General features: G+C 56.8%; 19 protein-coding genes and 2 pseudogenes. 8 read left to right on the top strand and 13 right to left on the bottom strand.

Features of this window, described 5'->3' with window-relative positions; genetic code table 11:
- A pseudogene (locus tag CKO36_RS09440) lies at positions 1 to 226 on the top strand (RNA-guided endonuclease TnpB family protein); the annotation flags it as partial.
- Positions 223 to 1,422 (top strand): hypothetical protein, encoded by a 1,200-nt coding sequence (locus tag CKO36_RS09435; protein ID WP_242469497.1) that lies wholly within the window; start codon positions 223 to 225, stop codon positions 1,420 to 1,422. The pseudogene CKO36_RS09440 and the gene CKO36_RS09435, both read left to right, overlap by 4 nt.
- Here the strand turns inward: CKO36_RS09435 and uvrA are convergent.
- From uvrA to CKO36_RS09400, 7 genes are all read right to left on the bottom strand, one after another.
- Positions 1,416 to 6,989: an excinuclease ABC subunit UvrA gene (gene uvrA / locus CKO36_RS09430; protein ID WP_200283805.1), complete on the bottom strand. Its 5,574-nt coding sequence runs from the start codon at positions 6,987 to 6,989 to the stop codon at positions 1,416 to 1,418. The genes CKO36_RS09435 and uvrA overlap by 7 nt on opposite strands.
- A complete protein-coding gene (nth, locus tag CKO36_RS09425; RefSeq protein ID WP_200283804.1) occupies positions 6,989 to 7,627 on the bottom strand; it encodes an endonuclease III in 639 nt (212 codons plus the stop codon). Before nth ends, uvrA begins: the two co-directional genes overlap by 1 nt.
- Before the next feature lie 77 nt (positions 7,628 to 7,704).
- Positions 7,705 to 8,217, bottom strand: a complete 513-nt coding sequence (locus CKO36_RS09420) for a hypothetical protein (RefSeq protein WP_200283803.1) — start codon at positions 8,215 to 8,217, stop codon at positions 7,705 to 7,707.
- On the bottom strand, positions 8,153 to 8,656 hold the full coding sequence (locus CKO36_RS09415) for a hypothetical protein (RefSeq protein WP_200283802.1): 504 nt from the start codon (positions 8,654 to 8,656) through the stop codon (positions 8,153 to 8,155). The genes CKO36_RS09420 and CKO36_RS09415 overlap by 65 nt, the downstream gene beginning before the upstream one ends.
- Before the next feature lie 26 nt (positions 8,657 to 8,682).
- Positions 8,683 to 9,885 carry a DUF4384 domain-containing protein gene (locus tag CKO36_RS09410; protein ID WP_200283801.1) on the bottom strand — a complete coding sequence of 401 codons (1,203 nt, stop codon included), beginning with the start codon at positions 9,883 to 9,885 and terminating at the stop codon, positions 8,683 to 8,685.
- Entirely contained in the window at positions 9,882 to 11,504 is a 1,623-nt protein-coding gene (locus tag CKO36_RS09405) for a caspase family protein (protein ID WP_200283800.1), read from the bottom strand. The genes CKO36_RS09410 and CKO36_RS09405 overlap by 4 nt, the downstream gene beginning before the upstream one ends.
- On the bottom strand, positions 11,504 to 12,427 hold the full coding sequence (locus CKO36_RS09400) for an OmpA family protein (protein ID WP_200283799.1): 924 nt from the start codon (positions 12,425 to 12,427) through the stop codon (positions 11,504 to 11,506). The genes CKO36_RS09405 and CKO36_RS09400 overlap by 1 nt, the downstream gene beginning before the upstream one ends.
- Positions 12,428 to 12,714: 287 nt before the next feature.
- On the opposite strand from CKO36_RS09400, the gene CKO36_RS09395 reads away from it, so the two are divergent.
- From CKO36_RS09395 to CKO36_RS09375, 5 genes are all read left to right on the top strand, one after another.
- Positions 12,715 to 16,164: a caspase family protein gene (locus CKO36_RS09395; RefSeq protein WP_200283798.1), complete on the top strand. Its 3,450-nt coding sequence runs from the start codon at positions 12,715 to 12,717 to the stop codon at positions 16,162 to 16,164.
- A 33-nt stretch (positions 16,165 to 16,197) separates the two neighbouring features.
- Complete coding sequence (locus CKO36_RS09390; protein ID WP_200283797.1) at positions 16,198 to 16,836, top strand: tetratricopeptide repeat protein; 639 nt, start codon at positions 16,198 to 16,200, stop codon at positions 16,834 to 16,836.
- A gap of 6 nt (positions 16,837 to 16,842) precedes the next feature.
- A complete protein-coding gene (locus tag CKO36_RS09385) occupies positions 16,843 to 17,373 on the top strand; it encodes a hypothetical protein (protein WP_200283796.1) in 531 nt (176 codons plus the stop codon).
- A 122-nt stretch (positions 17,374 to 17,495) separates the two neighbouring features.
- Complete coding sequence (locus tag CKO36_RS09380; protein ID WP_200283795.1) at positions 17,496 to 18,362, top strand: hypothetical protein; 867 nt, start codon at positions 17,496 to 17,498, stop codon at positions 18,360 to 18,362.
- A gap of 123 nt (positions 18,363 to 18,485) precedes the next feature.
- Positions 18,486 to 19,922: a hypothetical protein gene (locus CKO36_RS09375; protein ID WP_200283794.1), complete on the top strand. Its 1,437-nt coding sequence runs from the start codon at positions 18,486 to 18,488 to the stop codon at positions 19,920 to 19,922.
- Between the two features lie 61 nt (positions 19,923 to 19,983).
- Here CKO36_RS09375 and CKO36_RS09370 read toward each other — a convergent pair whose 3' ends face one another.
- Entirely contained in the window at positions 19,984 to 20,550 is a 567-nt protein-coding gene (locus tag CKO36_RS09370; protein ID WP_200283793.1) for a glycine zipper domain-containing protein, read from the bottom strand.
- A gap of 379 nt (positions 20,551 to 20,929) precedes the next feature.
- On the opposite strand from CKO36_RS09370, the pseudogene CKO36_RS19710 reads away from it, so the two are divergent.
- Positions 20,930 to 21,049 (top strand): annotated as a pseudogene (locus CKO36_RS19710) (integrase core domain-containing protein); the annotation flags it as partial.
- A gap of 256 nt (positions 21,050 to 21,305) precedes the next feature.
- On the opposite strand, the gene CKO36_RS09360 reads toward CKO36_RS19710, so the two are convergent.
- The 5 genes from CKO36_RS09360 to CKO36_RS09340 form a co-directional block, all read right to left on the bottom strand.
- Complete coding sequence (locus tag CKO36_RS09360) at positions 21,306 to 21,833, bottom strand: DUF2919 family protein (RefSeq protein ID WP_200283791.1); 528 nt, start codon at positions 21,831 to 21,833, stop codon at positions 21,306 to 21,308.
- Positions 21,823 to 23,094, bottom strand: coding sequence for an SAM-dependent methyltransferase (locus tag CKO36_RS09355; protein WP_200283790.1), 1,272 nt, complete (start codon positions 23,092 to 23,094; stop codon positions 21,823 to 21,825). The genes CKO36_RS09360 and CKO36_RS09355 overlap by 11 nt, the downstream gene beginning before the upstream one ends.
- Complete coding sequence (locus CKO36_RS09350) at positions 23,094 to 23,864, bottom strand: DUF1365 domain-containing protein (protein ID WP_200283789.1); 771 nt, start codon at positions 23,862 to 23,864, stop codon at positions 23,094 to 23,096. Before CKO36_RS09350 ends, CKO36_RS09355 begins: the two co-directional genes overlap by 1 nt.
- A gap of 75 nt (positions 23,865 to 23,939) precedes the next feature.
- A complete protein-coding gene (locus tag CKO36_RS09345; RefSeq protein WP_200283788.1) occupies positions 23,940 to 25,265 on the bottom strand; it encodes an NAD(P)/FAD-dependent oxidoreductase in 1,326 nt (441 codons plus the stop codon).
- Positions 25,266 to 25,340: 75 nt separating this feature from the next.
- A complete protein-coding gene (locus tag CKO36_RS09340) occupies positions 25,341 to 26,552 on the bottom strand; it encodes an alkaline phosphatase family protein (RefSeq protein WP_200283787.1) in 1,212 nt (403 codons plus the stop codon).
- Between the last annotated feature and the right edge of the window lie 80 nt (positions 26,553 to 26,632).

The raw sequence follows: 26,632 nt of genomic DNA, 5'->3' as shown, positions 1-26,632 counted from the left end.
GGTTGTGTTGCAGGCTGACGAGAACGCTGCGCGAAACGTTTTAGCCCGATTGACTGACCCGGACATTGAGCGGTTCACCCCGTTCAAACGGGTCAAGGCGATCTTGTTGGAACGGACTGAGCGCCTCCGGTTGGGACTGCTCAACCAGGACTCCAGTTGCTCGCCCAGCTTTAACCGGGTGCTATCAACGGAGAGCGAATTACCGAATATGCACTTTTGCGCATGAAATTCGGAGCAGCAGATTTGCAGATGCAGCAGGGAGTCAACCGGTTGAGCGGTGCGACGCTAACCAGCGCCGCAGCAGGCGCGCAGCCCGCGTATCAATGGCTGTTGTCGGCACACAGCATCCAGGCGCTAGCGGCTTATCGTCAGCACCTGATCGATAATGGATTAGCCGAGGCCGGAGCCTTTTTGCAAGCCGCCCTATCCGAAGAAACCGAAAAAACCGAGGAAACCAAAGAGGGCGAAGAGGCTAATGGTGCCGCAGGGGGCCGGGCGGTGGTCAGTGAACTGAGCCAGGCTGAGTTTTTGGAGCGACTGATCAACACCAAACGACCGCAGTATTTTGCCGAATCCGCCGTCTATGGCGATGGACGCGACTGGAATCAGACGGAATTGTCCCTGCTCGGAGATCTTGGTGTCGCCGTTCCGGTATGGGTGTTTGACGATGGCCGCCATCACAGCCCGGCTTTGCATGCACAGCCACTGGATGCCACTTTGCTGTTTATCTCCGGTGCACTGCTACGCAATGGGCGCGGCTGCGTACCCGCTGACTGGGCTGCTGTGACGCGCGATAGGCAGTTGGATCCTGCTGGTTATTATGCGCTCTATGCAAGGCGCTTGCAGCCCTTGCTGGATTATGTCAACGCTGATGCGCTCGCACGAGGGCAGGGCGCTGTGATCACGATTCCCGGTCTGGGATGCGGACAGTTTGCCGGCCCCTTTGCCGGCACCCTTGGCGAGTCGCTTAAAAAGGCACTGATGGCGCTGCTGGAACAGCAGGCTGAACACCTGCCCCAGATACGCATGATCTACTATGATCCCTATACCGAATGCAGCAACCAGCGCCATGAGTTTGGCACGCTGTCGTTGCTGGTACGCCCGCTGTTACAGGGCAATGCAGACAAGACACAGCTATGCCCGCCCGAACGCTACGCGGAGCCGGGCGATGACCTCAGCCACTGCCGACTCTACAGCCTGGTGGCCTGGGATCCGGTCTCCTGGCCGGGCAATGACTTCTGGGCCGGTGCCCGCATCACCGATGATGGTGTTAAAGCCGCCGCCAGCGATCTGATGCGTGCCATCACCGGTGTGGAAGGGCACTATGATGCACAGACCCACGGCTATCAGCCACCAGCCCCCTATGCCAACTGGGAAGCCCTGGCACAACAGCGGCAGACGCGTCTGCGCTTCCATCAGTGAGTCCGGCGCTCCCGCAATGCTTCAGCGGTTTTGCTGATGCCAGTGCCAGCAGCGGTGAAGTGCTCGGGTGTTCCTGCCATCACTAATTTACCCCCCGCATCGCCGCCTTCCGGCCCCAGGTCGATGATCCAGTCGGAGGCGGCGATCAGATCGAGATCATGCTCAATCACCAGCACAGAATGACCGACGCTGACCAGGCGGCGCAAGACGGCGATCAGGCGCTCGACATCGGCCATGTGCAGACCCACGCTGGGCTCATCAAGCAGGTAGAGCGTTGGGCGAATGGCGGTGCCGGTGGGGCTGGTGCGGGCCTTGCCGAGTTCGCTGACCAGCTTGATGCGTTGGGCTTCACCACCCGACAGGGTGGGGCTGGGCTGGCCGAGGGTCAGGTAGCCAAGGCCGACGGCTTGCAGCAGTTCGAGCGGCTGGCGGATGGCGGAATGGGCCTGGAAGACCTCGACCGCCTGATCCACCGGCATGGCCAGTACCTCGCCGATGCGGTGGCCCAGATAACGAATCGCATTGGTTTCGGCATTGAAACGGCTGCCCCGACAGTGTTCGCATTCATGAGTGACATCAGGTAAAAAGCTCATTTCCAGCCGCTGAAACCCCTGGCCTTCGCAGGCTTCGCAACGCCCACCTTTGGTATTAAAAGAGAAACGACCCGGTCCCCAGCCGAGCATGCGTGCCTCGGGTGTGGCGGCGAACAGGCGGCGGATCTTATCCCAGAAGCCGACATAGGTGGCGGGACAGGAACGCGGGGTTTTGCCAATCGGGGTTTGATCCACTTCCAGCACCCGAGCCAGGCGTTGCCAGCCACTAAGGGAACGACAACCGATTACCTCCGCGCCGCTGAGCAGGTTGCGCAGCGAGGCACCGATCAAATCCCGCACCAGGGTGGATTTACCGGAGCCGGAGACGCCGGTCACGCACACCAGGCGCGCCAGCGGAATCTCCACATCCAGGTTGTTTAGGTTATTCAGGGTGGCACCCTGGATGCGCAGCGGTTGCCTGGGAGCCTCGGGGTCGGGCTGGGGCTGGCGTTGGGGCTGGGAACTTGGCTTGGGATGGGCAGGGGCGCGCGCCAGATAGCGCCCGGTGATGGATGCTGGATTTGCCATCAGCTCAGCGGCGGTGCCGCGCGCCACCAGTTGGCCGCCCTGCACACCTGCACCAGGTCCCAAGTCGATAATCTCCTCAGCGCGGTGCATGAACGCCTGATCATGCTCGACCACCAGCACGGTATTGCCGCGGTCACGCAGATCCTCCAGCGTTGCCAGCAGTCGTTGGTTGTCGCGCGGGTGCAGGCCAATGCTGGGTTCGTCGAGAATGTAGCACACCCCGCGCAGGTTGGAGCCCAGCTGCGCAGCGAGGCGGATGCGCTGGGCCTCCCCGCCAGACAGCGTGGGCGCGGCGCGATCCAGGGTCAGGTAGCCAAGACCGACCTGTTCGAGAAAGTTGAGTCGGCCACGCACCTCGGCGAGCAGATCAGTGGCGATGGCGGCCTCGCGGTCGCTAAGTGTAAGCCCGGCCAGAAAGGCCGCGACCTGAGTGACGGTTTGGGCTGAGAGCGCGCCAATCGACTGATCACGAAATCGCACCGCCAGAGCTTCGGGGTTTAGTCGCTGGCCCTGGCAACTGGGGCAGGTCGGGGCGCTCTCAACCGCGTGCCACTGACGCTCCTCGCCACTGTGTTCCGCATCAAAACCGCTCAATTGCACGCCAGTGCCGAAACAGCTGGGGCACCACCCGTGGCGTGAGTTGTAGGAAAACAAGCGCGGATCGGGTTCGGCAAAGCCACGTCCGCAGCTGGGGCAGGTGCGCTGGGTGGAAAAATTGCGTGCGCTTGAGTAAGGCGCCGCTGCCGGACGCACTCGTACCAATCCTTGGCCGAGTTGCAGTGCCTGTTCGAGTTGGGAGTGAGCGGCGGCTGGCGTGTTGGGGTCCAGATGGAGGCATCCGAGCGGCAGATCAATCGAATGTTCGCGATAGCGCTCCAGCTTGGGCCAAGCCTGGGTTGGCACTGGCGCGCCATCAACAAGCAGATACTCATAGCCCTGCTTGGCCGCCCAGGCCGCTAGGTCGTTATACAGCCCCTTGCGCGCGATTACCTGGGGGGCAAGCCATTCGACCGTCTGACCGTCAAAGGCATCGAATACTTGCTTGAGAATGGCGTCGAGACTCTGGGGCGCGACCGGCACCTGGCAGTCCGGACAATGTGGCACGCCCAGCTTGACATAGAGCAGGCGCAGCGAATGATGAATCTCAGTGAGGGTGCCCAGTGTACTCTTGCGCCCGCCCCGGCTGGTACGCTGTTCAATGGCCACGGTTGGCGGAATGCCGACAATGGCATCGACCTCGGCTTTGACAGCCGGCTGTACGAACTGACGCGCATAGGCATTCAGTGATTCCAGATAGCGCCGCTGTCCTTCAGCAAAGAGCACATCAAAGGCCAGGGTACTTTTACCGCTGCCGGACACGCCAGTGATGACGACCAAACGCCCGCGTTCGATGTCCAGCGACAGATCGCGGAGATTGTGTTCGCGGGCATGGCGGATGCCGATCTGGTTGCCCATCTGGTCACCGGCATGCTCGGCCACCGTCGTGGCGGCATAGTCCGGCCCCGGCGCTTCAGCCACCCGGTCCAATGCCCGCATCAGCTCAGCACTCGCGGCCGCCTCGTCACGCAGCACACGGCCGGTGTGGCTGCTGGGATGCTGGGCGAGTGCGGCTAGCGTGCCAGTTGCCACCAGCGTTCCGCCTTGATCACCGCCCTCGGGGCCGAGATCAATGATCCAGTCGGCCGCGCGCATCAGGTCCAGATTGTGCTCGATGACAATCAGCGAATGGCCCGCCTCCAGTAAGCGTTGCAACGCTCCCAGCAGGGTGGCAATGTCAGCGGAATGGAGACCGGTGGTTGGCTCATCCAGCAGGAACAGCAAACCACCGGCTGTGGCTGTACGACCCTTGCGCCGCCGACCCGCTTTGGCCAGATGACCGGCCAGTTTGAGACGCTGCGCTTCGCCGCCCGACAGGGTCGGCACCGGCTGGCCGAGGCGCAGATATTCAAGTCCGACCGCTTGCAGCGGCTGCAAGGCGCGGACGACCTCCCGATCCTGGTCAAAGATCGCCAGAGCTTCAGCCACCGTCAGCTCCAGAATCTCGGCGATATTAGCCCCGGGGCGGGGGCTGTCGGCCGGCAGGCGGATGTCGAGCACGTCGGGGCGGTAGCGCTGGCCGTCGCAGTCAGGGCAGCGCAGATAGACATCAGACAAAAACTGCATCTCCACCTGCTCGAAGCCTGAGCCGCCGCAGCTCGGACACCGCCCCGCGCCGGAATTGAAGCTAAAGTGTCCGGCGGTGAATCCCTGGTCACGCGCCTGCGGCGTAGCAGCAAAGCGTTTGCGCAGTGGATCGAGCGCACCAACAAAGCTGGCCGGATTGGAACGTGCGCTACGTCCAATCGGCGCCTGATCGATCAAAATGGCGTCTTCGATCAGTTCGGCCCCTTCAAGCGTCTCACACTGGCCAGGCTCAGCCTCCGCATGGCCTTTGCTGCGGCTTAGGCCCAGATAGAGCACCTGATGCACCAAGGTTGATTTGCCCGAGCCGGACACGCCTGTTACCACCACCAAACGGCGCAGCGGAAACTCGACATCAATGCCCTGCAAATTGTGCTGGGTCGCGCCGCGCACCCGCAGCACCGGGCCATGCAGCTCGGGCGGGCAGGGCGTGCGCAGGCCGCTCAGTTGGCGGCGGCCGCTTAGATAGTCTCCGGTCAGGGACTGCGGCTGTTCCAACAGCGCTGCCGGTGGTCCATTGAACAACAGCTGCCCGCCACGCTCACCAGGACCGGGCCCCAGATCCAGAACCCGATCCGCCGCACGGATCAACTGTGGATCATGCTCCACCACCACCAGCGTGTTGCCCTGATCGCGCAGCCGAGTAAGAATCCCCAGCACTCGCTCAAGGTCGCGCGGATGCAAGCCGATGCTGGGCTCGTCCAACACAAACAGACTGTTGACCAACGAGGTGCCCAAGGCCGTAGTCAGGTTGATGCGCTGCACTTCACCGCCCGACAGGGTGCGGGACTGGCGATCCAGGGTCAGGTAGTTCAGGCCCACTGCGACCAGATAATCGAGCCGCTTGCGGATGTTCTCCAGCAATAACCCCATGGCCTGATCCATGGCACCCGGCAGTTCAAGCCCCTGAAAGAAGGCCGCCAGGCGAGCGATGGGCAAGGTCATCAGGTCATGCAGATTCAGCCCGGGCTGTCCCAGCCAGGCCAGATCGGGCAGGGTGGCGCGTCCATGACGGAAACGTGCCGACCGTTCCAGGGCCTGATCCGCCAAAGCGTGATCACCCAGACGCCAGTCGAGGGCTTCATCGATCAAGCGCGCTCCCTGGCACTCCGGGCAGCGCTCATAGCTACGATAGCGCGATAGCAGCACCCGAACGTGCATCTTGTATGCCCGGCTTTCCAGCCAGTCAAACAAGCGGGTCAGCCCATACCAGACGCCGCTCTCCCAGTCGCCTTCGCCTTCAATGACCCAACGGCGCTCCGTAGCGCTCAAAGCGGACCAGGGGATATCGGTCGGGATACCTCGTTGATCGGCGAAGCGGATCAGATCCTGTTGCACCTCGGCATAGCTGGCCGACTGTATGGGCTTCACCGCACCATCGAGCAGCGATTTGTGCGGATCTGGAATCACCAGCGTCCAGTCGATGCCGATCACCCGGCCAAAGCCACGACAATGCGAGCAGGCGCCGGCCGGGGAGTTGAACGAAAACAGCCCGGGATGCGGCGCCTGCCAGCGGAGATCGCAGGTCGGACAATGGCGCGCAGCCGAAAAAGGCCAGGGCGCCAACGGTTGGCGTTCAGCATCAAGTGGATACACTTTGAGCTGCCCACGCCCCTGATCCAGCGCGGCTTCGATCGCCTCCAGCGCGCGTTCACGGTTATCCTCCGTCAGTCGCAGCCGATCCTGGATAACCTCAATCTGTTGTGTCGATGTGTTCAGAATGCGGGCGTAGCCCTGCTGCGCCAGCAGTTCCTTAACCTGCGCCGGGGTGAGGGTCTCCGGCACCGCGACGGCGAACGTAATCAAGGCGCGGGGCGGATCATCACCGCCGCGATGGCGCAGGTCGGCCCAAATACTTGCCGGTGTATCGCACCGCACCTCATGCCCACATCCGGGGCAGAACAAGCGCGCCGCCCGTGCAAACAACAGCTTGAGATGATCATTCAGCTCCGTCATGGTGCCGACGGTGGAGCGCGAGCTGCGCACCGGATTGGTCTGATCAATGGCAATGGCCGGCGGAATGCCCTCAATGCGATCCGCCGCTGGGCGATCCATGCGATCAAGAAACTGGCGCGCATAGGGCGAGAAGGTCTCGACATAACGCCGCTGGCCTTCGGCATAGAGGGTGTCGAAGGCCAAGGACGACTTGCCACAGCCAGACACGCCAGTGACCAGAATCAGCTCACCCAGCGGCAGGTCGAGATCGAGATTTTTGAGATTGTGCTGGCGCAGACCGCGCAGCTGAATGTGGTTGGCCGTTGACATTATGCGGTTGCCGCCGAGGCCCGATAATCACACAGATCGGCAATTGGGCATTCATCACAGCGCGGCCGCCGAGCCGTGCACAGATAGCGACCATGCAGGATCAGCCAGTGATGGGCATCTAGCAAAAATTCCTCTGGAATCCGCCGCAGCAGGTGCTGCTCCACCGCCAGCGGCGTGTCGCCAGGCGCGAGACCGGTGCGATTGGCGACCCGAAAAATGTGGGTATCGACCGCCACGGTTGGCTCGCCGAAGGCGGTGTTCAGCAGTACATTGGCCGTCTTGCGTCCGACACCAGGCAGGGCTTCGAGCGCTGCCCGCTCGTGCGGCACCTGGCCCTGATGGCGTTCAAGCAGCTGGGCGCAGGTCTTGAGAATATTTCTGGCCTTGCTGTTAAACAGCCCGATGGTGCGAATATGTGCGATCAGCCCCTCCTCACCAAGGGCCAGAATCGCGGCCGGGGTATTGGCCACCGGAAACAGATTGGCTGTGACACGGTTGACGCTCCGATCCGTCGCCTGGGCGGAGAGCATCACCGCAATCAACAACTCAAACGTCGAGCTGTACTGCAGTTCTGTTGTGGGTTGGGGATTGGCCGCGCGCAAGCGGCGGAAGAGTTCAGTGCATTGGGCTTGATTCATAGCCCGGCAAGCATAGCGCAAGCCCGCCCCAGAGATAAGATCCGCTGCTATCCCCCAGCAGTTCTCAATTTAAGCCCCTACCCAGTGTCAGGGATTTTGCCTTCCAGTTCATTGAGCATAAATTTCAGCAAATGATCCCAACTCTCGAACCACAGATATTGCAGCAAGGCTCTCAGATGCTCAAAGAAAGTGCGACGAGAGGGCAATAACCCGCGCACGGTGCGATAGTAGACATCAATCCAGTCAAGCGTGGTGTGTATCAGATACGCTAGCACAATCAGCGTGGCCAGCAAGTTGGCCAAGTGCTGTTTGCCGTGACCGAAGTTATGCTCGAAGTGATCGCCCTGGTTTTTCAGCACATTATTATTTTCGTTCTCGATTTTTGAGCGGGTGCGCCCGACAGTGGCAATAACCACGACCGTGCCGGCATGCAGGTGGTGGGAAGTCACCCAGGCCTTGCGAAACACCACTTTACCTTTGGTGTCGGTCACGGTGAGTTCGCACCAATTCAGGTGCAAAGCGTCGTCATGGTTGCGCAGAGGGACTTGGTTGATGAAGGGATAGCGTTCGGTGAGCCGTTGGCGCCACATTCCATGTGGTGCGCTCCAGGGTCTGCAAATCGCCGCTGCGTTCAAAGTCGCTTACCCATTCGTAGAGCGTTCCATGGGAATCGGGCTTGCAAACAAACAGCACCTGCAAGCCTCTGGCTAAGGCATCCTCGCACAATGGCTGATGGCAATAGAGATCGTCGCCCAACAGTGTCACGCCCCAGGGAGCGTAGCGATCGCCCCAGGCGGCAGGCCAGCGCTTGGCGGCATTGAGTTCACAATCCTGCTTGTCGGCCCCGTCTTGGGGTTGGACAAATTCCGGTGCCAGGGGTACCACCCGCGACTGACCGGGGGCGACGATCACGGGGGTGAAGGCGATGTGGCGGTAGAGGAGGTTCCCATCCCTATTGTACCCGAAGGTCTGGGAGCAGATGAACCAAACCGCCAGCGGCTCGGTGCATTCCGCACAAGGACTCTTCACGTCGCTCCCCTCCCTGACGGAGCCTCTTATTTTAGTGTGATGACATAGGATTCAGTTGCCAGCGAATAGTCCGTCGGCGGATGTGCTTGTTCAGCCCAGCGCAATTTCACATCCATTTGGCCTTCTGTTGGAGCCAGCGCGATATCTTCTTCAGAAATAGGCCGATTCGATAAGATTGCGATCAGATAGCCACGTCCAGAAGGCTCGCTTGCAGTCAATTGAATGCCATCGTAGGTACCTGGAACTGTAATCGGGTGCTCTGGTGCAAGATGTACAGCATTGCGATTCTGTTCAGAATCAGAGAAGGGGTAGAGTTTTGAGAGTTCCCCAGTGACGTCGACATGGAAAACCAGAAGATATCCGGGTTTCGCTGTCCGAATTCGAAACCGAATGTTATCACCAACCCGAAATCGAGGTTTGGGCAAGAATTCGAGCTGTAATTGCGCTGGATTTCCGGACAGGTGGCTTGGTTCTGCAATCGGTTGAAATTCTAGAGGCTGCTCATCGTCTGGCGACTGATAGGGATCAGCAAGTTGACGTGCAAGCAGGCTAATCTGATCAGGAATGTGGTCTAGATTTTTGGTTTTAACTTCGGCGGTTGCAAGAATCTCACTTGTATTAGTGTCGACCAAGCGCGCGACGATTGAGATAGTTCCAGCCCACTTAATGACAGTCCCAGTAATAATAGCGTCGACACCAAGCATCTCACCTGCTCGCGCCGCTTGACTGGATTGATCAACAAGGTAACTGGATTGAAGCTCTTGCTCCTCCAGAATCTTACTCAATAAAACACGTTCAGTGAGTATGAATGTCTGCGTTTTTTCAAGTGCACGGGTCATCCATTCAGCAATAATTGAACCAGCGTCTGCTATGCCAAGATCACCTCGAACCTCAAAGTCGAGAACAGCGATGCGTGGTTTCGTGTTGGTGGCCGACGCCGAGAGGTCATCTGTTTGCCCGGCTGTTGCCCCCCCCGTCTTCTCATCCGTTGGTTCAGATTCGTCGGTTTCCAATAAGGTTTTGGATGTCTCGACTGTACCTAGTGGACCTGAGGTCGCGGGTTCGTCAATTTTTTCGGGTGCATCTGCTTCTTCGCTCCAAAACTCGTCCAAGGCCGCGTCAGGATCGAGGATGATTGCGCCTCCGGTGACATCGACGTCCGATGCAATTTCATCGGCGAACAATAAACCGGTGCTCAAAGGAAAAAGCAACAAAAGAACAGCAATCATGGTGCGGTAAAAAGCCCTTGCATTCCAAGTTGCCGGCGGCCACTGCGCAAAACCTCGAGTGTCGCTTCAGCGGCGGCTCGCGCGTTTTGCGTGCCGTCCAGTTTACGCAGTCGCTTGTTTAGTTCAACCAAAGGCTCGCTACTGGTCACTGCAATCATATGATCAGCGCCATAAGGTGGTGTCACCTCGAAGAAAAGCTCGAACGGAACTGTCGCGTCGATAGTTTCCGAATCACCATCAAGCGGGTAATGGAAATACAGGGTGCCATCACCGGATAAACTATAAAGTGTGAAGTAGGGTTGCTCGATCCTGGAAAAAAAGAAGCCAACTTGCACTCCACGCCGATGCGTGCCATCGTCGGGGATGATTTTGGTGGTAAGTCGGTCACCATAGCGTTCATATTTGAGTCGCTGCAATGCTTGCCATTTTTCGATAACAGCACGGATATCGCTGATTTTCAGATTACTTGCAATGACGTCGCCCTCGCTCGAGATTGCTTCCCTGGTATTGAGGTCGAAGGTGATATCCGTTGTTTCGGCCGGGCTAGAGTCGATCACATCCCCGAGGGTTCGAACGATCCTCTCAGCAGCAAAGGGATCGCCCGATAGCTTGATGCGCGGCTGCGGCCAATTCGACCGTGTCAAGGTTGCTGGCAGCTTTGCGATGGGAAGCAGCGTTCGATCACCATTGCTGTCCGGAAGCAAGTTTGGTGTTTGGCGGGAATTGGCAATTGCGCGAACATTGGCACGCAGAAAATGCTTTAATTCATCAAGGGTCAGCTGCTTGTCTGCATTTTCGTCCGCCGGGCCTTCCAGTGCACGTGAAAAGGCCCAACTGAGTGCGCCGCGCTGGGCGGGTTGCCAGTTTGCATCGTAGAGCGAAAACTCCGGAACCTTCTCATTTTCTTGCGCGGCGGCAAAAAAGGTCACATTGTCCAACTCCTCAACCTCTCCTGCCGAAAAGTCGGAAGGCAAGTCTAGCGCGAGCTGATCGTCGGGGATTGCATAAGCGTAGTTGCGGTAGCTCAAACCGACCGCGCGTGGATCGACACCTCGGGTCAGGGTGCCAGAGTGGCAGGCGTCGGCGATGAAGAGCACGTCAATGTCACGTTCGCCGGCCTTTGCAAACCATTCATGCAGTTCGTCATCGTAGAGGCGTCCTGCTGGACGTTGATTAGCGGGATTGAAGTCGAACAAAAGTAAGACCTCGTCATAACTATCGGCTTCCGAACCGGCAATGCGCTCATCTTCCTGTGCACCGTGACCGGCGTAGGTAAAGACGATCATATCGCCGGGCTCGGAACGTGCCAGCAGCTGTTCCCAATCCTTGCTGAGTTGTTCACGTGTGGCCTCGGCGTCAAGACGTTTGGTCAGGTCTTTGACGCCGATTTTGCGCAGCGCCTGTTCGATGTCTTCGGCATCCGAGGTGGCGCCATGAAGTGGGTCGGCATGTTGATACTGATCAATACCAACAACCAGCGCCCGAATCTCAGCTTGCGCACTGACTGCTGTCAACGCTAAGAGAGCAGTTAGGCTTAGCAGCGTCTTACACGCTTGTCCCATACGGATGCTCAGCATCCGCCCCGTATAGTGTCGGATGTGCCTCATTTCGAAAAACATCAGGAATTCTCTGGCCAAACGAGCTCAACACGACGATTGAGTTGCCAGATTTCCTCTTGGTTGTAAATGCTCGGATCACTGATGGCGGCGGGCTGCGATTCGCCTGCTCCCTCGGTAATAATCTTACCCTTGTAACCTCGAGTGCGCAAAAACTCCGCGAGTGCATCGGCACGTTTTTGTGAGAGGCGCTGATTCTCGGCTTCCGTCCCCCGATCATCGGTGTGACCAATGATAGAGATTGAACTTGGAGTACGTTTCAGGAGCATAGTTGCGAGGTCTTCGGCCGCTTCAGCCCCTTTGGGAGTAAATCGTGTCGAACCGCTCTCGTAGGTGACAGGCAATGGAACACGCTTGACGGTGAAGCTGCGCACCGAACTCAGTGCCAGCCCTTCAGCGACTCCAGAGCGATGATTGATAGGGGTTGCCACGTACCTGTCCGCAAGCATACGGGCTTCGGCCGCCTTTTGATGAATGGTGGCAATCACCGCTTGCGGAGGCTCGGCTTCGGTCGCGACCGGATCATTGATGACCGAAAGTGCCTGCTGATAATAGAGCGATGAACGCTCATAACGCTTTTCTTCGTGTTCGATATCGCCGAGCATTGCCAAGGCTTGCCAGGTCAGCGCAAAGTCTAATGACTTGAGCAGGAGGTCCCCTTGCGCTTGCAGGCTAGCGCCTGCTTCCATGCGCTTGTTCGCAGTACGAAGATAAGCGTAGGCGGCCATGCGTGACAGCTTTGGCCGATAGGAGTCGGGACAGGTCGGTTCCGTTGCGATCTGTTCCGCTTGCCTGGAGATCGTCTCGAGATCACCAGCTTGCGCTGCGCCCTGTATGGTTTTTGCGAGGGACTTACAATCCGCAAGGGTTGCTGCCGAGAAGGTCATCGCAACAGGGACGAGAAGAAAAACTGAGCGAATCATCATGCTGCTCCTAATCGAGTCAGATCCGATAATTGACGGACAGATTGTTGAGTGAAAGCCTGCCGAGTTGATGAAAAAGCCCACTTAGTATGCCAGAATCTGTCATTTTTGCGTCCACTCTTGTCTAGATCGGCTGAAACCGTCGAGGCTACAACCTGACCACGCGCAATGTCTTGCGTTGTTTTGGCAGCTATACTTCAATGGGTGTAGCTCGAACCCTGCTAGGCGGCAATCCTGCTGCCAGCTTGGTTGCCGGCAGATTTAAGCATTGATGAGGAGGGTATGGATCGATGAATCTCCCAAGCCTTGCATCGCGACGTGGCGGCATGTTTGCTTTGATTTTAGTCGCCTTGAGCCAATCCGCGCTTGCCACGCTCTCCACTGATCCTTTACTGCGAATCGAGACCGGGATGCATACGGCGTCGATTCGTGCCTTGGAGGTGGATCGGTCCGCTGGCTTATTCTTTACTGCTTCTGACGACAAGACGATTCGCGCCTGGAATTTAGTCGATGGACGCTTGGTTGATATTTTCCGGGTTCCAGCCGGAGCAGGCGATGAAGGGCGACTCTATGCGCTCGCTGCGTCTCCTGATGGCCGCTGGTTGGCCGCTGGTGGCATGACACAGGCGGTCACAGAAGGCCGTGGCAACTACCACATTTATTTATTCGACCGGGCCAGCAAGGGACTCACCAGCTTCATTGCCAGCTTGCCCGACGTCGTCAATCATCTGTGCGTGTCGGATGATGGGGCTTATCTCGCCGCAACCCTTGGCAGTGATGGAGTGCGCGTCTGGTCCACTGAGAATTGGCGCTTGATCGCAATCGATCAGGCTTACCAAGGTGCCAGTCATGGCTGTGATTTTTCGCCGGGCGGTCAGCTCGTAACAACCTCACTCGACGGGTATGTGCGTCTTTACAAAAACGCATCCTTTGGTTTGCTTGAAAAATCCCGTCTGTCGGTTGGCGACGAGCCGTTCGGTGCCGCTTTCTCCCCCGCTGGCGACCGTATCGCCATTGGTTTTGCGGATACCCCAAGGGTATCTCTGGTCTCGACGCAAGACTTGAGTGAACTGCTACCTCCGAACACGCGTGGACTGACCAAGGGCGGCCTCAGTCAGGTTGCCTGGTCTCAGGATGGCCGCCGGCTGTTTGCGGCTGGACGTTACCAAACTGAGGGCCAGTTCCCGATTATTGCATGGGCAGATGCTGGTGCAGGAAGAAGGGAACTTTGGAAAGGAACGGCCAATATTGTCACTGATCTGCAGGCGCTACCTGATGGTGGCCTGCTGGTCAGCACGGACTACCCAGCTTGGTTAAAATTGAGCGCTAGCGGCAATCACCTCGATCGGCGTCAGGGTGCCGTCCCGGATTTTCGCGATAAGCTCGGAAATGCTCTCAGGATCTCCGCCGATGGCAGGCGCGTAGCCGTTGGTCTCGGCTACTCGGCGCAGGATATGGTGCTACTTGATCTTAAGGAGCGCCGCCTGTTTGAAGGTAACCTTAATGAGACTTGGTTGCTGCAGCGCAAGCTCCAATCGCTCGGCTATGATCCTGGTCCGTTCGATGGTCAGTATGGTCGTGCAACCGCTGGAGCGCTTAGCGCTTGGCGATCAGATGCCGGTCTCGGTCCTGGTGGCCTCAATGAGCAAGTCAGAGCCCGTCTTGAACTCAGCCCGTTGACACCTGCGCGCACAACCGCTGCTGGTATGACCGTTAAACACTGGAAGCAAGCGACCGAACCCGCACTGAACGGTCAGCCTTTGCCGCTTGATCCCTACGAGCGGTCACAAGCCTTTGCGATCGCGCCGCATGGACAAGGCTTTGTTCTCGGGACTAGCTGGTATCTTCGTGCTTTTTATCAGTCGGGGGAGCCACGTTGGTCCATACCCGTTCCAGATGCTGCATGGGGCATTAACATCAGTGCCGACGGAAAGGTTTTGGTAGCAGCCCTGGGGGATGGCACCCTGCGTTGGTATCGCTATGCTGATGGCGTGGAGCTGCTCGCGGTCTACATCAATAAGCGCAGCCATGAATGGGTAGCCTGGACCCCTAAGGGCTACTACGACGCAAGCCCCGGCGGTGATCGCTTGATCGGTTGGCAGCTCAATCGGTACGACGAATTACCCGGTTTGGCGATTCAGTATGTCGTGCCAGGATCTTCAGCAGATCTCTCCGGACTGCGTGCTGGTGACGTCATTCAGGCGATCAATGACAAGCCGATCAACTCGCGGGCTGATTTAGTCGCTTTGTTGCAAACAGCTTCAGCTGGAGATTCACTGAATTTTCTGGTCTTGCGCGAGGGCGCGTCAGAGGACGTCGATGTTCTGCTCGCTGCGGTGCAACCAGGTGGACCGCCGCGTCTGGGGGCAGTTGTCGGCAAGGCACTGAGCAGCGTGCAAGCATCGGACTTTTTCCCGGTGAACGTCTTTCGCGAGCGCTTTTATAGGCCGAAGGTCGTCGAGATGGTGTTGCAAACGCTCGACGAATCTGACGCCATTGCTGCGTCCAATGTGCGTGGCTCGCGTTCAGTTGCTGATGTAAAGGTCTCAGATTCGTTGCCACCGATTGTCGATATTTTGTCACCCGAAGACGGCGATAACTTTGATGGCGAACAGGTGACAGTCCGCTACTTGATCCGAAATCCGGGCGGTGAGCAGGCTCGCAAAGTGCAGATCCTCGTCGATGGTCGTCCGCTCGATTCAGCGCGTGGGCTTAAACGCATCACGGGAACCCCTGATGCCAAGTCAAGTACCGACGAAACGGATGATTCCAAAGGGCAGCAATCGATGACGATCAAACTGCCAGCACGGGACGTCTCTGTCACTGTGGTTGCAGAAAATCAATTTGGTGCCTCGCCGCCAAGTACGGTTAAGTTGCACTGGGCCGGAGAGAAACTTGCTGAATCTCGTGACAATCCAACACTCTATGTCTTGTCGATCGGCGTCTCAGAGTATGAAGATAATCGGCTGGATGATCTAAACTACGCGGCGAAGGATGCTCAAGACTTCGCTCAAGTCATCAAGCAGCAACACAATGGCCTTTATAAGGACGTCATCGTTGAAGTATTGAGCAATCCCAATCGCGAAACCTTTCTCGATGGCCTCGATTGGCTTAACAAGAAGGTGACCGAAGAGGATGTTGCCATGTTGTTTGTTGCTGGCCACGGCGTTAATGATGAAGATGGCGATTATTATTTTCTCGTCAGTGATGCCAATCCAGAGCGCATTGCAAGAACGGCAGTTCCGCAATATGACATTCGCAAATCACTCGCTACCCTACCGGGCAAGGTCATCGCTTTCTTTGATACCTGCCATTCTGGAAGTCTCATGACTGGGGTTGCAGATATCAATGGTGTTGTCAATGATTTGACTGCGGCTGAAAACGGGATCGTGGTTTATAGCAGCTCTAGTGGCAATCAGGCCTCGCTTGAAAATCCGATGTGGGAAAATGGAGCTTTTACCGAAGTACTGGTCAATGGGTTAAATGGTGACGCGGATCTTGCAAACGACGGCAAGATTACGATTAAAGGCCTTGACTTCTTTCTTAGTAATCAGGTTAGCAAGCTAACTGAGAATCAACAAACACCAGTGACTAAAATGCCTTCCACGATTTCAGATTTTGCCATCGCGATAAAGCCTGAAGATTCAAGTCGTGCTCAACTGAGCCAAATACTAAAACAATCGATGAGGCGAGCCAATGATCCGCGATTTGCAGCGGAAAACCAACCTCACATTTTGTGAATGAATTGGTTAAACTTAAAGAGGGACTAATTGATGCGTAAACTGATTTTTTTTATCCCGGTGATGCTGGCCCTTACAGCTTGTCAGCAGACAATTCCTGTGGGACCAGGCGCGGCATCCGACTATTACCAACGCGGCATATCGGCATTAGCGGCCGAAAACTTCAGCCAAGCAATCGAAAATTTCCAGGAAGCCGTCCGTTTGGATCCAAGATATGGTGAAGCCTTCTATGGATTAGGCCAGGCTTACGAAGCGACGGGACGTGATCAGCTTGCATTGAATGCCTATCTTGATGCTATCGCAGTTCAGCCAAATCTTGGTAAAGCCCAAGCTAGCGCTGGAAAGCTCTATTTTGAGCGCAAAGATTACGGATTCGCCAAGCCCTATTTGGAACGAGCGACGACGCTCGTACCGGCTGACCCTTACCCCTATTATTACCTTGGCGAGATTTATCGCATGCAAGGAAAATGTAAGCTTAGCGTTTACATGTATAAAAAAGCACTCGCAATTGATCCGAGCCTACTCGACGCTAAAGATGGGCTAAGACGGACTCAGCGCGAGGTTTGTCGGTCTTCTTCTTCTGGCTCACGAAAAACATCAACGCGTCCGACCTATCAAAAGACAGATACCTTTACTGGTGGTGGTCGAGCACTAAAACCTAGTGATTGGTAATAAATCGTGAAAAAAAGTTTCTGGAGGCACCTGCTCGGGCTCGGTTTAATCGTGTATGCTATTGCTAGCATTGGAGGCAACAGCGCGTTAATGGCCGAAAATGCAAATGGGCTATTGCAGCTCAGTGATGAAATCGCTGGGTCCGTGCTGCCTTCAGATGCCGAGGGGGATTACCGATTCTCTGGGCGGGTAGTTGGAGATAATTCAATCCGCGATGTCCAAATCGGCGGCGTGCGTCGGCTTAGCCGCCTTGCACGAGAAATCTCTGCGAACAGTCGCCGTAAAGAGAAAGGGGGGCAACCATTGATACGTCCTTTTTTGTTTGTACCTTCGGTTCTCAGCATGAACGATAGGTATCAAAGTTTAATTAGATTGGGAACCATTCCAGCCCCCATTATGGAGATTGGCATTCGCCAAAATATCTGGCGAAGGGTGGTTTCCGTAAATAGCGGTACCGAAACTAAGGCAGTGAATGAACAAAAACTTGAGATTCCAGTCATTTTTCCCGATGGAGGGCATATGTTGGACTCTTGGTAAAAGAGGCGACTCATTCGCTGTCCGATCAGTCTAAGGCGTGATCGAATGTGATGGCGTCATCGATTTGTGACGCAGCGCTACTGGGTTAAAATTGAACGAGGCTAAGGTGTTAGGAGGTTGCTGTGAAGAAAAATCGGGTGTTATTGGCGATATTCACGGTTGTGTTGATCGTTTTTTCTGCGCAGGGGGTCGCCGGAAACAAAAAATTAATGACCGTCAATGCAGCGAAGGTCATCGCAGAACGTGCCGTGGTTGAAAGTGTGGTCGGATTGAAAATACGAAGCCGCGAGAGCGTCGAGGATCTCGTTGCTCAAGAAGTTCGTATTGACGCAAAGACGGCCGCTGCGATAAAGGGAATCGAGTACACCGACATTCTTTATGATCCGGATAAGGATATCGCCCAAGTCGAAGCAAGTATCAAACTTGGTAAAGTCAGCAACATCGTCGGCAAGAATATTGACTATGGTGGTCAGACGATCAAGCGCTTCGGTTTTGCCACATCCACACCTGCAATGGCTGGACCGTTGCAAGCACTTCGTGCCGCCGAACTCGATTCTTATAAGCAACTTGCAAAAACCATCGTGGGATTCGAAATCAATTCAAACACTTCGGTGCGTGACTACCTTTTGCAGTCCGATGATGTTCGCGCGCGCATGATGGCTGCGATCTATGGCGCCGATCTTGTCGATTACCGTTGGGATGAGAACGGCGATGCCTTTGTAAAGATGCGTCTCCGGTTTGGTGAGGTAGAGGATGTTCTGAACCAAAAGCTGAACTACGACGATGAGGTCATCGAAGTTGAAGGCGTTGGCGCACAGGTCGATGATTTCAGTGAATCTTCAAGTGGCAGTGCCGGAATGACCGCCACAAGTATCCGTCGTGGCGCGGAGATCCGAGAAGGCATGATCGACGTGCCGATCGGTGCCAGCTCTAGCGGTCAAGGTCAGAGCAGCAATGGTGCCGGCGGGGGAACTGACCTGCTCCGCTAGGATGCTCGACTGATAAAACAGACAGCGCCAGGGATGGCTATGCCACATGCCAGATAGCGGCAAGCACCTTCGGTTCGGGATGCGGAATGCAATTAGAAATTTTCATGCGGCTCAATGAGGGCAATGATGGTTAAGAAGTCAGAGGTTTTAGCTCGCCGAGGATTACTGCTCGGTGTGGTCTGTCTTCTCTTCAGTGTTTTAAGTCCGGCATTTGCTCAAAATACGATCATGGTGACCGCCGAGGGTTTGGCCGATCCAAATGCTGAGACATACGCAAGGGACAAAGGCCTCTTGATAGATGATCTGAGGCGAGATGCAAGGCGTCAAGCGATCGAGAAAGCCGTTGGTGTTTTTGTTGAGGGAAGTACTCTGGTTGAGAACTACACATTAATCGATGATCGAGTTCTTAGTGAAACAAAGGGACTGATCAAACGGGTGATCAAGGAAAGCAAACCTTGGGTGGCAGATGATGGTTTCGCGCATATGATGATCAAAGCCGAAGTCTATCTTACTGGCGTTCAGGATGCGCTGCGCACGATGTCGCGTCAGTCTCGCATCAGCTATATCCGCGACTATGGCAATCCCCGTATCTCAGTGGCTGTCTATGCACAGGACGCTGATCGCGGGAGTTGGCAGACACGATCAGATATCGCAGAGAATCTACTAAAAGAGCGTATCTTGGAATTTGGTTATCGCGTCTGGTCAGAGGATGCAACACAAGCATTGAAGACCGAGATGATGGAATCCTCAGCGCTTTCCAATCAGACTCAGACCACGGTCTCTGTTTCTCATCTCAAGGCCGCTGATTTCTCGATCTTGGGTCGTGTCAGGTTCGATGTTAGGGAAGTCAAACTGAATTCATCTGGAATCCGACTCAAGAAACATCTGATTACCTCCTGGACGGTTAAGTGTGTTAACAACAATACAGGGGAAGAAATTTACTTCAATAATAAGGTTCCAAGGCATAATAGTTGGTCGACTGAGGATCAAGCACTTGAAGATGTTGGTCGTATGATCGGTCAAGAATTTTCAAAAGATTTTTTCGAGTCACATCTGGTTCAACCCAACCACCTTTTTGAGTTACGTGTTGTTGGTCTGCCGAGTTATGACATCGGGGTATTGCTCAAGAAGGAAATGATTGGTCTGCGTCCTTTTCTTGATGTTTCGCTAAGAAATTACACAACGAGCGGACTCACTTTATACGAAGTGAACTTTGCAGGCGGCCAGGCCGATTTTGCGCAGACTATCAATTCTGCAGTCATAAAGCCGCTAAACGCCAAGTTTGGAGAGAATGTTTACCGTGTTGAATCCCTCACTCGGGATGTTGTCACTTTGTTGTTTCAATCCGAGAAGAATCAAGCCGAACTTGTTGAAGAATTCAATACTAAGCCACCAGCATCACTCGCGAACGCATCACCCGCCAGGATCGCACAAGTTGCGCAGAATGACGAAACGCTCAAAAAAGTAGAGGCTGTAAATCCTGCTGCTGTTGCTTTTCTTGAGAATACGACTGATGCAGGTACGAATTCTGCAGTGATGGACGAAATTAATAACTTCTAACTGTTGTGGAGGGCATCCTTGCCCTTTTTCCCGACTTTAGCGGTCGGTTGCAAGTTGTTGTTTAGACAGCCGTTGCGGTCCAGTTGGAACCGGACTTGCACATGGTTGTGTTATCCTTATAAGTTTTCCCGTCTTTAATCGCGACTTGTGCGATGTTGCGACATTGCTGACCGTCTGATTTTGTATATATTTCGCCTGGCGTTACCTCGAGTTTAGTCGGCTTCGGTGCTGCTGCGGGTTTCGCTTTTGCAGACGAAGAACTCGATTTTGAGGACGAAGTTTTAGCGACTTTTTGTGGCGGAGGCGCAACTTCAGCGACAAATTTTTGATTGGTCTTTGCTCGTGCGGCACGTTTCGTCAATCGTGCTAACTCCTGTCTCTCACGTTCATCAAGAGCGGCGCCGATACGATTGCCTATTAGGCCGCCGACCGCGCCACCGATGATGGCACCAAGAGCTGTATTCCCACCAGCATTATTTGCAATGATGCCACCGAGGAGAGCGCCTCCGGTCGTTCCTATCGCTGTTCCTTTCTCTTCATTTGTGCCGCCGGTGGTTGCAACGCAGCCGCTAAGGCTAATCGTAATCGTCATCAAAGCAGTGAGTGCTAAAATCAGTAGTTTACGCATTGGAGTTTTCCATACCAGAGTTTTAGGGGGTTTTAACAAGTTTGGCTAAGCCAAACCGGAATTAAGAGATTATAGGAACGCGTTGAAAAATACCAGACGTCTTTTGGGGGAATAGCGAACATTGAGTGCATTTTGCCGCGCGGCGCGGGCGCAAACATAAAACTCCGCTCTCTTATTCCCCTCAGTGTCAGGATAGAAGCAATGCCATTAACTTTAGACCACCCGCTTGTATGGCACATGGAATCCCGCCTTGTATAGTGAACCCCAAAATCAGGACACCAATTTAAGTTAGTCCTTGCCCGACTGAAGAAGCTTGGAGAGACGAGATGAGCGAGAGACAGCGTAAGACCTTCACGGCGGCGTTCAAGGCAAAAGTTGGTTGACGGAGTATTTCTCTTTCTACAACAGCGGGCGACCGCATCAGAGTTTGGGGTATTGCACCCCCGATGAGGTGCATCACAGCGCTCAGGGAGGTGGAGCTGTGGTTGTCGACCATTTCAAGGTTGATGGAGCAGAGACGTTGGAGGAGGCCTGTTGCGCCGCTACGGCTTCGTCTGGCAAAGATTTGGGGCAGCGCCAAACCGCTGCGGCTGGTGAGTAAACTAACTTAAATTCGAGCTAAATTTGTCCTGGACATGGGGTCCACTATATTAAGTTCCTTTAAAATGTCCGGATATCATATTAAGAGACTATACTTTTCTCAGTGGATATTAATCAATGTGAAACACGGAGGTAGCATTCGTGAGGCCATCTGGTCAGTTTTCATGCCATAGAGCGCTGGGTAATGGCTGGGGCCAGTCGCGAAACAGGTCGGGCAGCAGCGGCGAGCGCCACAGGTAGGCGAGGGCGGCGAGGTTGAGCAGCGCGGAGAGCAGGGCGGCCTCGGACAGGCGTTGCACCAGCGGCCCGGTTCCTGCGACCAGCGGGGCGCTTAGCAGGCCGAGGTACAGCAACAGCGACAGGCTGAGCAAGGTGCGGGCGTGGCGCCAGACGCGAGGCATCCAGGCCGGGGTGCGCTTGGCGTTACGCCGAATGGCGCTGATGAAAACCGGCAGCGCTAGGGCATCGGCAAGCAGAAATTCGGGCCGGATCAGGTCGCGCAGGACGGTGATCTCCTTGCCGGTGGTGGGCATGAAGGTGATGATCAGCAGGAGTCCATGGCGGAGCAGCAGCACCATGATGAGCCACAGCGTGGCCGGGATGCGCAAATTAAACTGGGCATCGTAGCGTTCCAGCGGGTAGCGCAGGCGCTCCTGGGGGGGAAGTGCTGGGTCAGGAGGCATGCAGCACAACTTGCATTACATCCAGGCGCCTATCGCGAAAACCGGCTTCGCAGTAGGCGAGGTAGTAACGCCACATGCGCAGGAAGCGCTCATCATAGCCTAGCGCTAGCACCTGTTCGCGTTGCGCGAGGAACCGCTGTTGCCACAGCGCCAGGGTGCGAGCGTAGTCCGGCCCAAACCAGCGCCGCTTGGTTATACGCAGGCCAGCGTCAGCCGCAGCGGCATCAAAACGCTCCGGCGTCGGCAGCATGCCGCCGGGAAAAATGTAGTGCTGAATAAAGTCCGGGCTGGCGCGATAGCCGGCGAAGTGTTGCTCGGCCATAGTGATGACTTGCAGGGCGGCGCGTCCGCCGGGGCGCAGCAGACGGCGCAGGGTTTCCATGTAGACCGGCCAGTAACGCTCGCCCACCGCCTCGAACATTTCGATGGAAATAATCTGGTCGAAGGATTCATCCAGATCCCGGTAGTCGCACAGGCGCAGATCGACTTGGCCGGCGGCAATGGGTGCGGCCAGGCGCTGGCGCGCCCAGGCGAGTTGTTCAGCCGACAGGGTGATGCCGGTGACCCGCAGGCCATCCGTCAGCGCCTGAGCGGCGCAGCCCCCCCAGCCGCAGCCAATTTCCAGCAGATGCTGGCCGGGCTCGGCGCCTAGCATGGCGAGCAGGGATTGGTATTTCCGGCTCTGGGCCTGCTCCAGATCCAGATTCTGAGCAAGAGACGCATCGTCCTCCGGCGACTGGTTATCAAACAGCGCTGAGGAATAGGTCATGCCCGCATCCAGCCACAGACGGTAGAAGTCATTGCCGAGATCGTAGTGATGGGCAATGTTCTTGCGGCTGCCGCGCCGGGTGTTAGGGCGGCGGTGGTGATGCAGCAGAGCGCCGAGACGCCCGAGCCAGCTGCCGTGTTGGAGATTGGCGAAGGATGGCTCGTTGACGGCCAGCAGATACAGCAGGCCGGTCAGATCAGGGCTGTCCCAGTCGCCCGCCATGTAGCTTTCGCCCAGCCCGAGCAGACCACGGGTGGCGATGCGCCGGGCGAAGGCTAGCGGGCGGTGCAGGTGCATCTCGGCCTGGGGGCCGGCGGTCTGTCCATCAATGCGGTGCAGGCGCTGGCTCAAGAACAGCTTGAGCTGTCCGACCTGAAGCTGGCGTTGTAACAGACCATCCAGGATGTGGCTGAATGGCTGCAACGCCAGCCCTTTGTGCCAAAGCCCTTTATGCCAAGGCAACGTTGCCTCAGCTGACTTCTCGCGTGCCATCAGGTTACCTCGTGTTCAGGAGCCGGGGGCGTGGGGCATAGGGGTGCGCCACGCAGCCAGATTTTTAGCGCCTGCCAGTGAATGGCGGCAATCACCTTAATGGTCATCAGCGGCATGCGTCGCAAGGCCCGTCTCAGGCTGCGCTCGGTGAGGGGTTCGCCAGTACCGGCCTGGCTGGCGACCAGCTTCAGGCGGCCATCGTCATGGAACTGGCGGATCATCACCGACAGGCGCTCATCGGGTTTGGACAGGCGAAAGCGGTAATCGCCGGCCATATCCATCAGGGGTGAGACGTGGAAGCACTTGGTGGCGCGCGCGCGCAGTGGCCAGTCAATAGGCGCGCCGTCCTGGGCGAGCAGATAGAAGTGCTTGCCGCCGAAGGTGTTGCTGACCTCGCCGATGGCGGCACGCAGACTGCCGTCGCGATGTTCGCAATACCACAGGCTGAGCGGATTAAAGCCAAAGCCGAGCACGCGCGGGAAGCAGAGCAGCCGGATGCGACCACCGTCCAACTCGATGCCCCGGCTGCGCAGCACGGCTTCCACCCAGGGGCGCAAGGGCTGGCCATCGCGCGGGCCATGATCGGCGGGATTAAAGCGTACCAGCTGGAATTTGCCCAGACGCGGGCCGCGTGGTAGCTGCTCCAGCGCGTCAATGTCGATCATCAGACTGAAGACATTGTAGATAAAGCGATACTCGACCGGAAACAGCCGCCGATGCATGACCTTGGTGAAATAAATGCGATGCGGCCCCGGGGATGAATCAGGCATGGGTGTCGGAGGTTTCCGTGTGGTCTGCGTTGTTTGTGCCGCTTGTGCTGTCTGTGCTGTCTGTGTGGTCATTGTTTAGTGGCCTGCCTGCGTCAGCCAGGCGGTGTCTATCCCCATGTGGGTGACGGCCTGCACCGCTGCGCGCAGGCCGTCTTCGTGGAAGCCGTAGCCAAAATAGCTGCCGCAGAACCACAGGCCGCCCTGACCTTGCAGCCGCTGCAATGCCGGCTGAGCATCCATAGCGGCCTGATCAAAAACCGGGTGATGATAGATCATGTCAGTGATGCGCGTCTCGGGGCGGGGCGCTTCAAGCGGATTGAGGGAGACGATATAGTCCTTGTGGGTCTTCAGGCCCTGCAAGCGGTTCATCCAGTAACTGACCGACACCGCCTGGCGGCCCTCCGGCTGCCGTGCTGCGAGATAGTTCCAAGCTGACCACACCTGACGCCGGCGTGGCATCAGGCGCGTATCCGTATGCAGCCAGGTTTGGTTGGGCTGATAACGGAAACAGCCCAGCAGCCGGGTTTCGTCTTCCGTCGGCTGCTCCAGCAGCGCCAGGGCTTCATCGGCATGGCAGGCCAGCACCACGGCGTCAAAGCGACGGGTCGCCCCTGAGGCCAGCGTGACTTCCACGCCCGGACTCTGCTCCAGTCCCTGACTCAGTCCGCCCTGGCCCGCAGCGGCTAGACGCCGCACCCTGACCGCCGGATCATGCAGGATATTCTCCGTGCCCAGATCAGCGATGATTTTCTGTGCATAGCTGTGGCTGCCATTGACCACGGTGCGCCATAGCGGGCGTTGCATAATGTGGATCAGTCCGTGATTGTCGAAAAACCGCGCCAGACTCTCGACCGGAAAGTCCATCATGGTGCGCGGCGGGCAGGACCAGATGGCAGCGGCCATCGGCAGCAGATAGTGATCGCGAAAAGCCTCGCCAAGCCGCTCGCGTTGCAGAAAGTCCCCCAGGCTCAGTCCAGCGAAACCGTCCCCATCCAACAGTCGTCGGCAGCGACGGTTAAAACGCAGAATGTCGGCCAGCATGCGCAAATAGCTAGGGCTGAATAGATGCTTGGGCTGCGCAAACAGGGTGCGCAGGCTATCGCCCGAGTATTCGATCTCACCGGGGCCGATGGACGCGGCGAAGGACATATCACCATCGCGCGTGGCAACCTGCAGGCGCTCAAACAGACGGGTTAGCAACGGGTAGTTCGCCTCGTTGTAAACGATAAAGCCAGTATCGACTGGAATCGACTGACCGTCCTCCTCCACCATAATGGTATGGGTGTGCCCACCGATATAGTCGTTGCGCTCAATTAGGGTGACCTGATGACGATCAGCCAGCAGCCAGGCGCTGGCCATACCAGCGATGCCGCTGCCAATGACTCCGATTTGTTGTGACATCAATGCCTCTGTGATGACGTTGTATGCCGATCCCGTTGCTAGGCCGGCAAGACGAAAATTTCGTGTTCGTAGTAATTAAGCACGAACCCCTGCCACGCTGATGGGTGAAATAGCACCCGTAAACCGACACAAGGGCACCAGCATTTCAGCGCGACTCAGGCCGCCATGGACGCCGATGGGCGTGAAGTCTGGTTCCGTCAACAGTTGATCAATGATGACGTTGTGATCACGGCCAATCAAGATGACATCGCCACTGCGGTGCGTCAATTCCGGGTGTGGCGTGCCGGGACCAAAATAGCCCTGCGCCAGCAGATCGCGGGAACGGATGATTGCAAAGCGGGAGCCGAGCGCTGCCTCGGCCGCTGCAATAAAGCCTTCCAGCTCACCGGCACAGGGATAGCAAAAGGCCGCGCGCGCCTCACCGCACAGCGGCAGCTGTAAGCGCTCGGCCAGTGCCGGAAAGGTGTTGATCCGTGTCTGCTCGGCCGGGGAAGCATCGAGCTGACCATGGTCGGCGCTGATCAGTACACAAACATCCTGGCCAGCCAGCCGTGTTTTGAGGTGTTCCAGCCCCTGTTCGAGCGCATGCAGATGCTCAATGGCGGCGCCGCTGTCGATGCCATGCTTGTGCCCGAGATGATCCAGCTCCGACCAGTAGGCGTAGATATAACTTGGCTGACGGGTGAGCTTGACCGCTTGTTCGATCTGGCGAAAACAGTCTTTCAGGTTGCGAAAGGGGCGCAGGCGCGCCGGGCCGCTATGGGCGCGACTGAAGGCCGAGTGAATGATGGACTGCGGACTGATGAGGGTCGAGGGCGTCTGTATACGTTCAAACACCGAAGGGCGGGGGAAGAGGCTGCGCAGATCCTTGATCATGCCCCAGTCGCTTTGGCCTCCGCTGCGGGGCTGCCCTGGCAAGGGTTTCATCACACAACCCAGCTCGCGCAGCCAGGTGAACCAGCCGGTGATGCCATGCTGCGCCGGTGGCACGCCGGTCAGAAAGCTGCCAATGGCCGCCGCTGTGGTGGAGGGGAAGACGCTGGTCAGTGCGCCGAGCTGGTGACGCGCAAGCAGGCCGGTGGGTGAGTGTCGTGCCAGCCAGTCCGCACCCAGGCCGTCGATCACGATTAGCACCAGATGGCGGTAGTCAGTCAGCTCCGAGGCGGGCAGCAGCCGGGCGTCCGGCCAGTCGCTGGATGCACCGCGTGCGCGCAGCAGCGAACTCATCAGGTTGACGATTCCGCCCCCGGCATAGTCGGGCTTGATCAGGCCGTCAGGGATTTCCATACTGATTGTCATCAGTCTTGCGCGGCTTGTTCTGCTTGTCCAAGACGAAAACGGCCATGTCGTTTCTCCAAATACGTGCC

The sequence above is a fragment of the Rhabdochromatium marinum genome (assembly GCF_016583795.1).
Taxonomy (GTDB): Bacteria; Pseudomonadota; Gammaproteobacteria; order Chromatiales; family Chromatiaceae; genus Rhabdochromatium; species Rhabdochromatium marinum.
The sequence above is the reverse complement of the archived record's forward strand: the minus strand, read 5'-3'. Positions and strand labels throughout refer to the sequence as shown.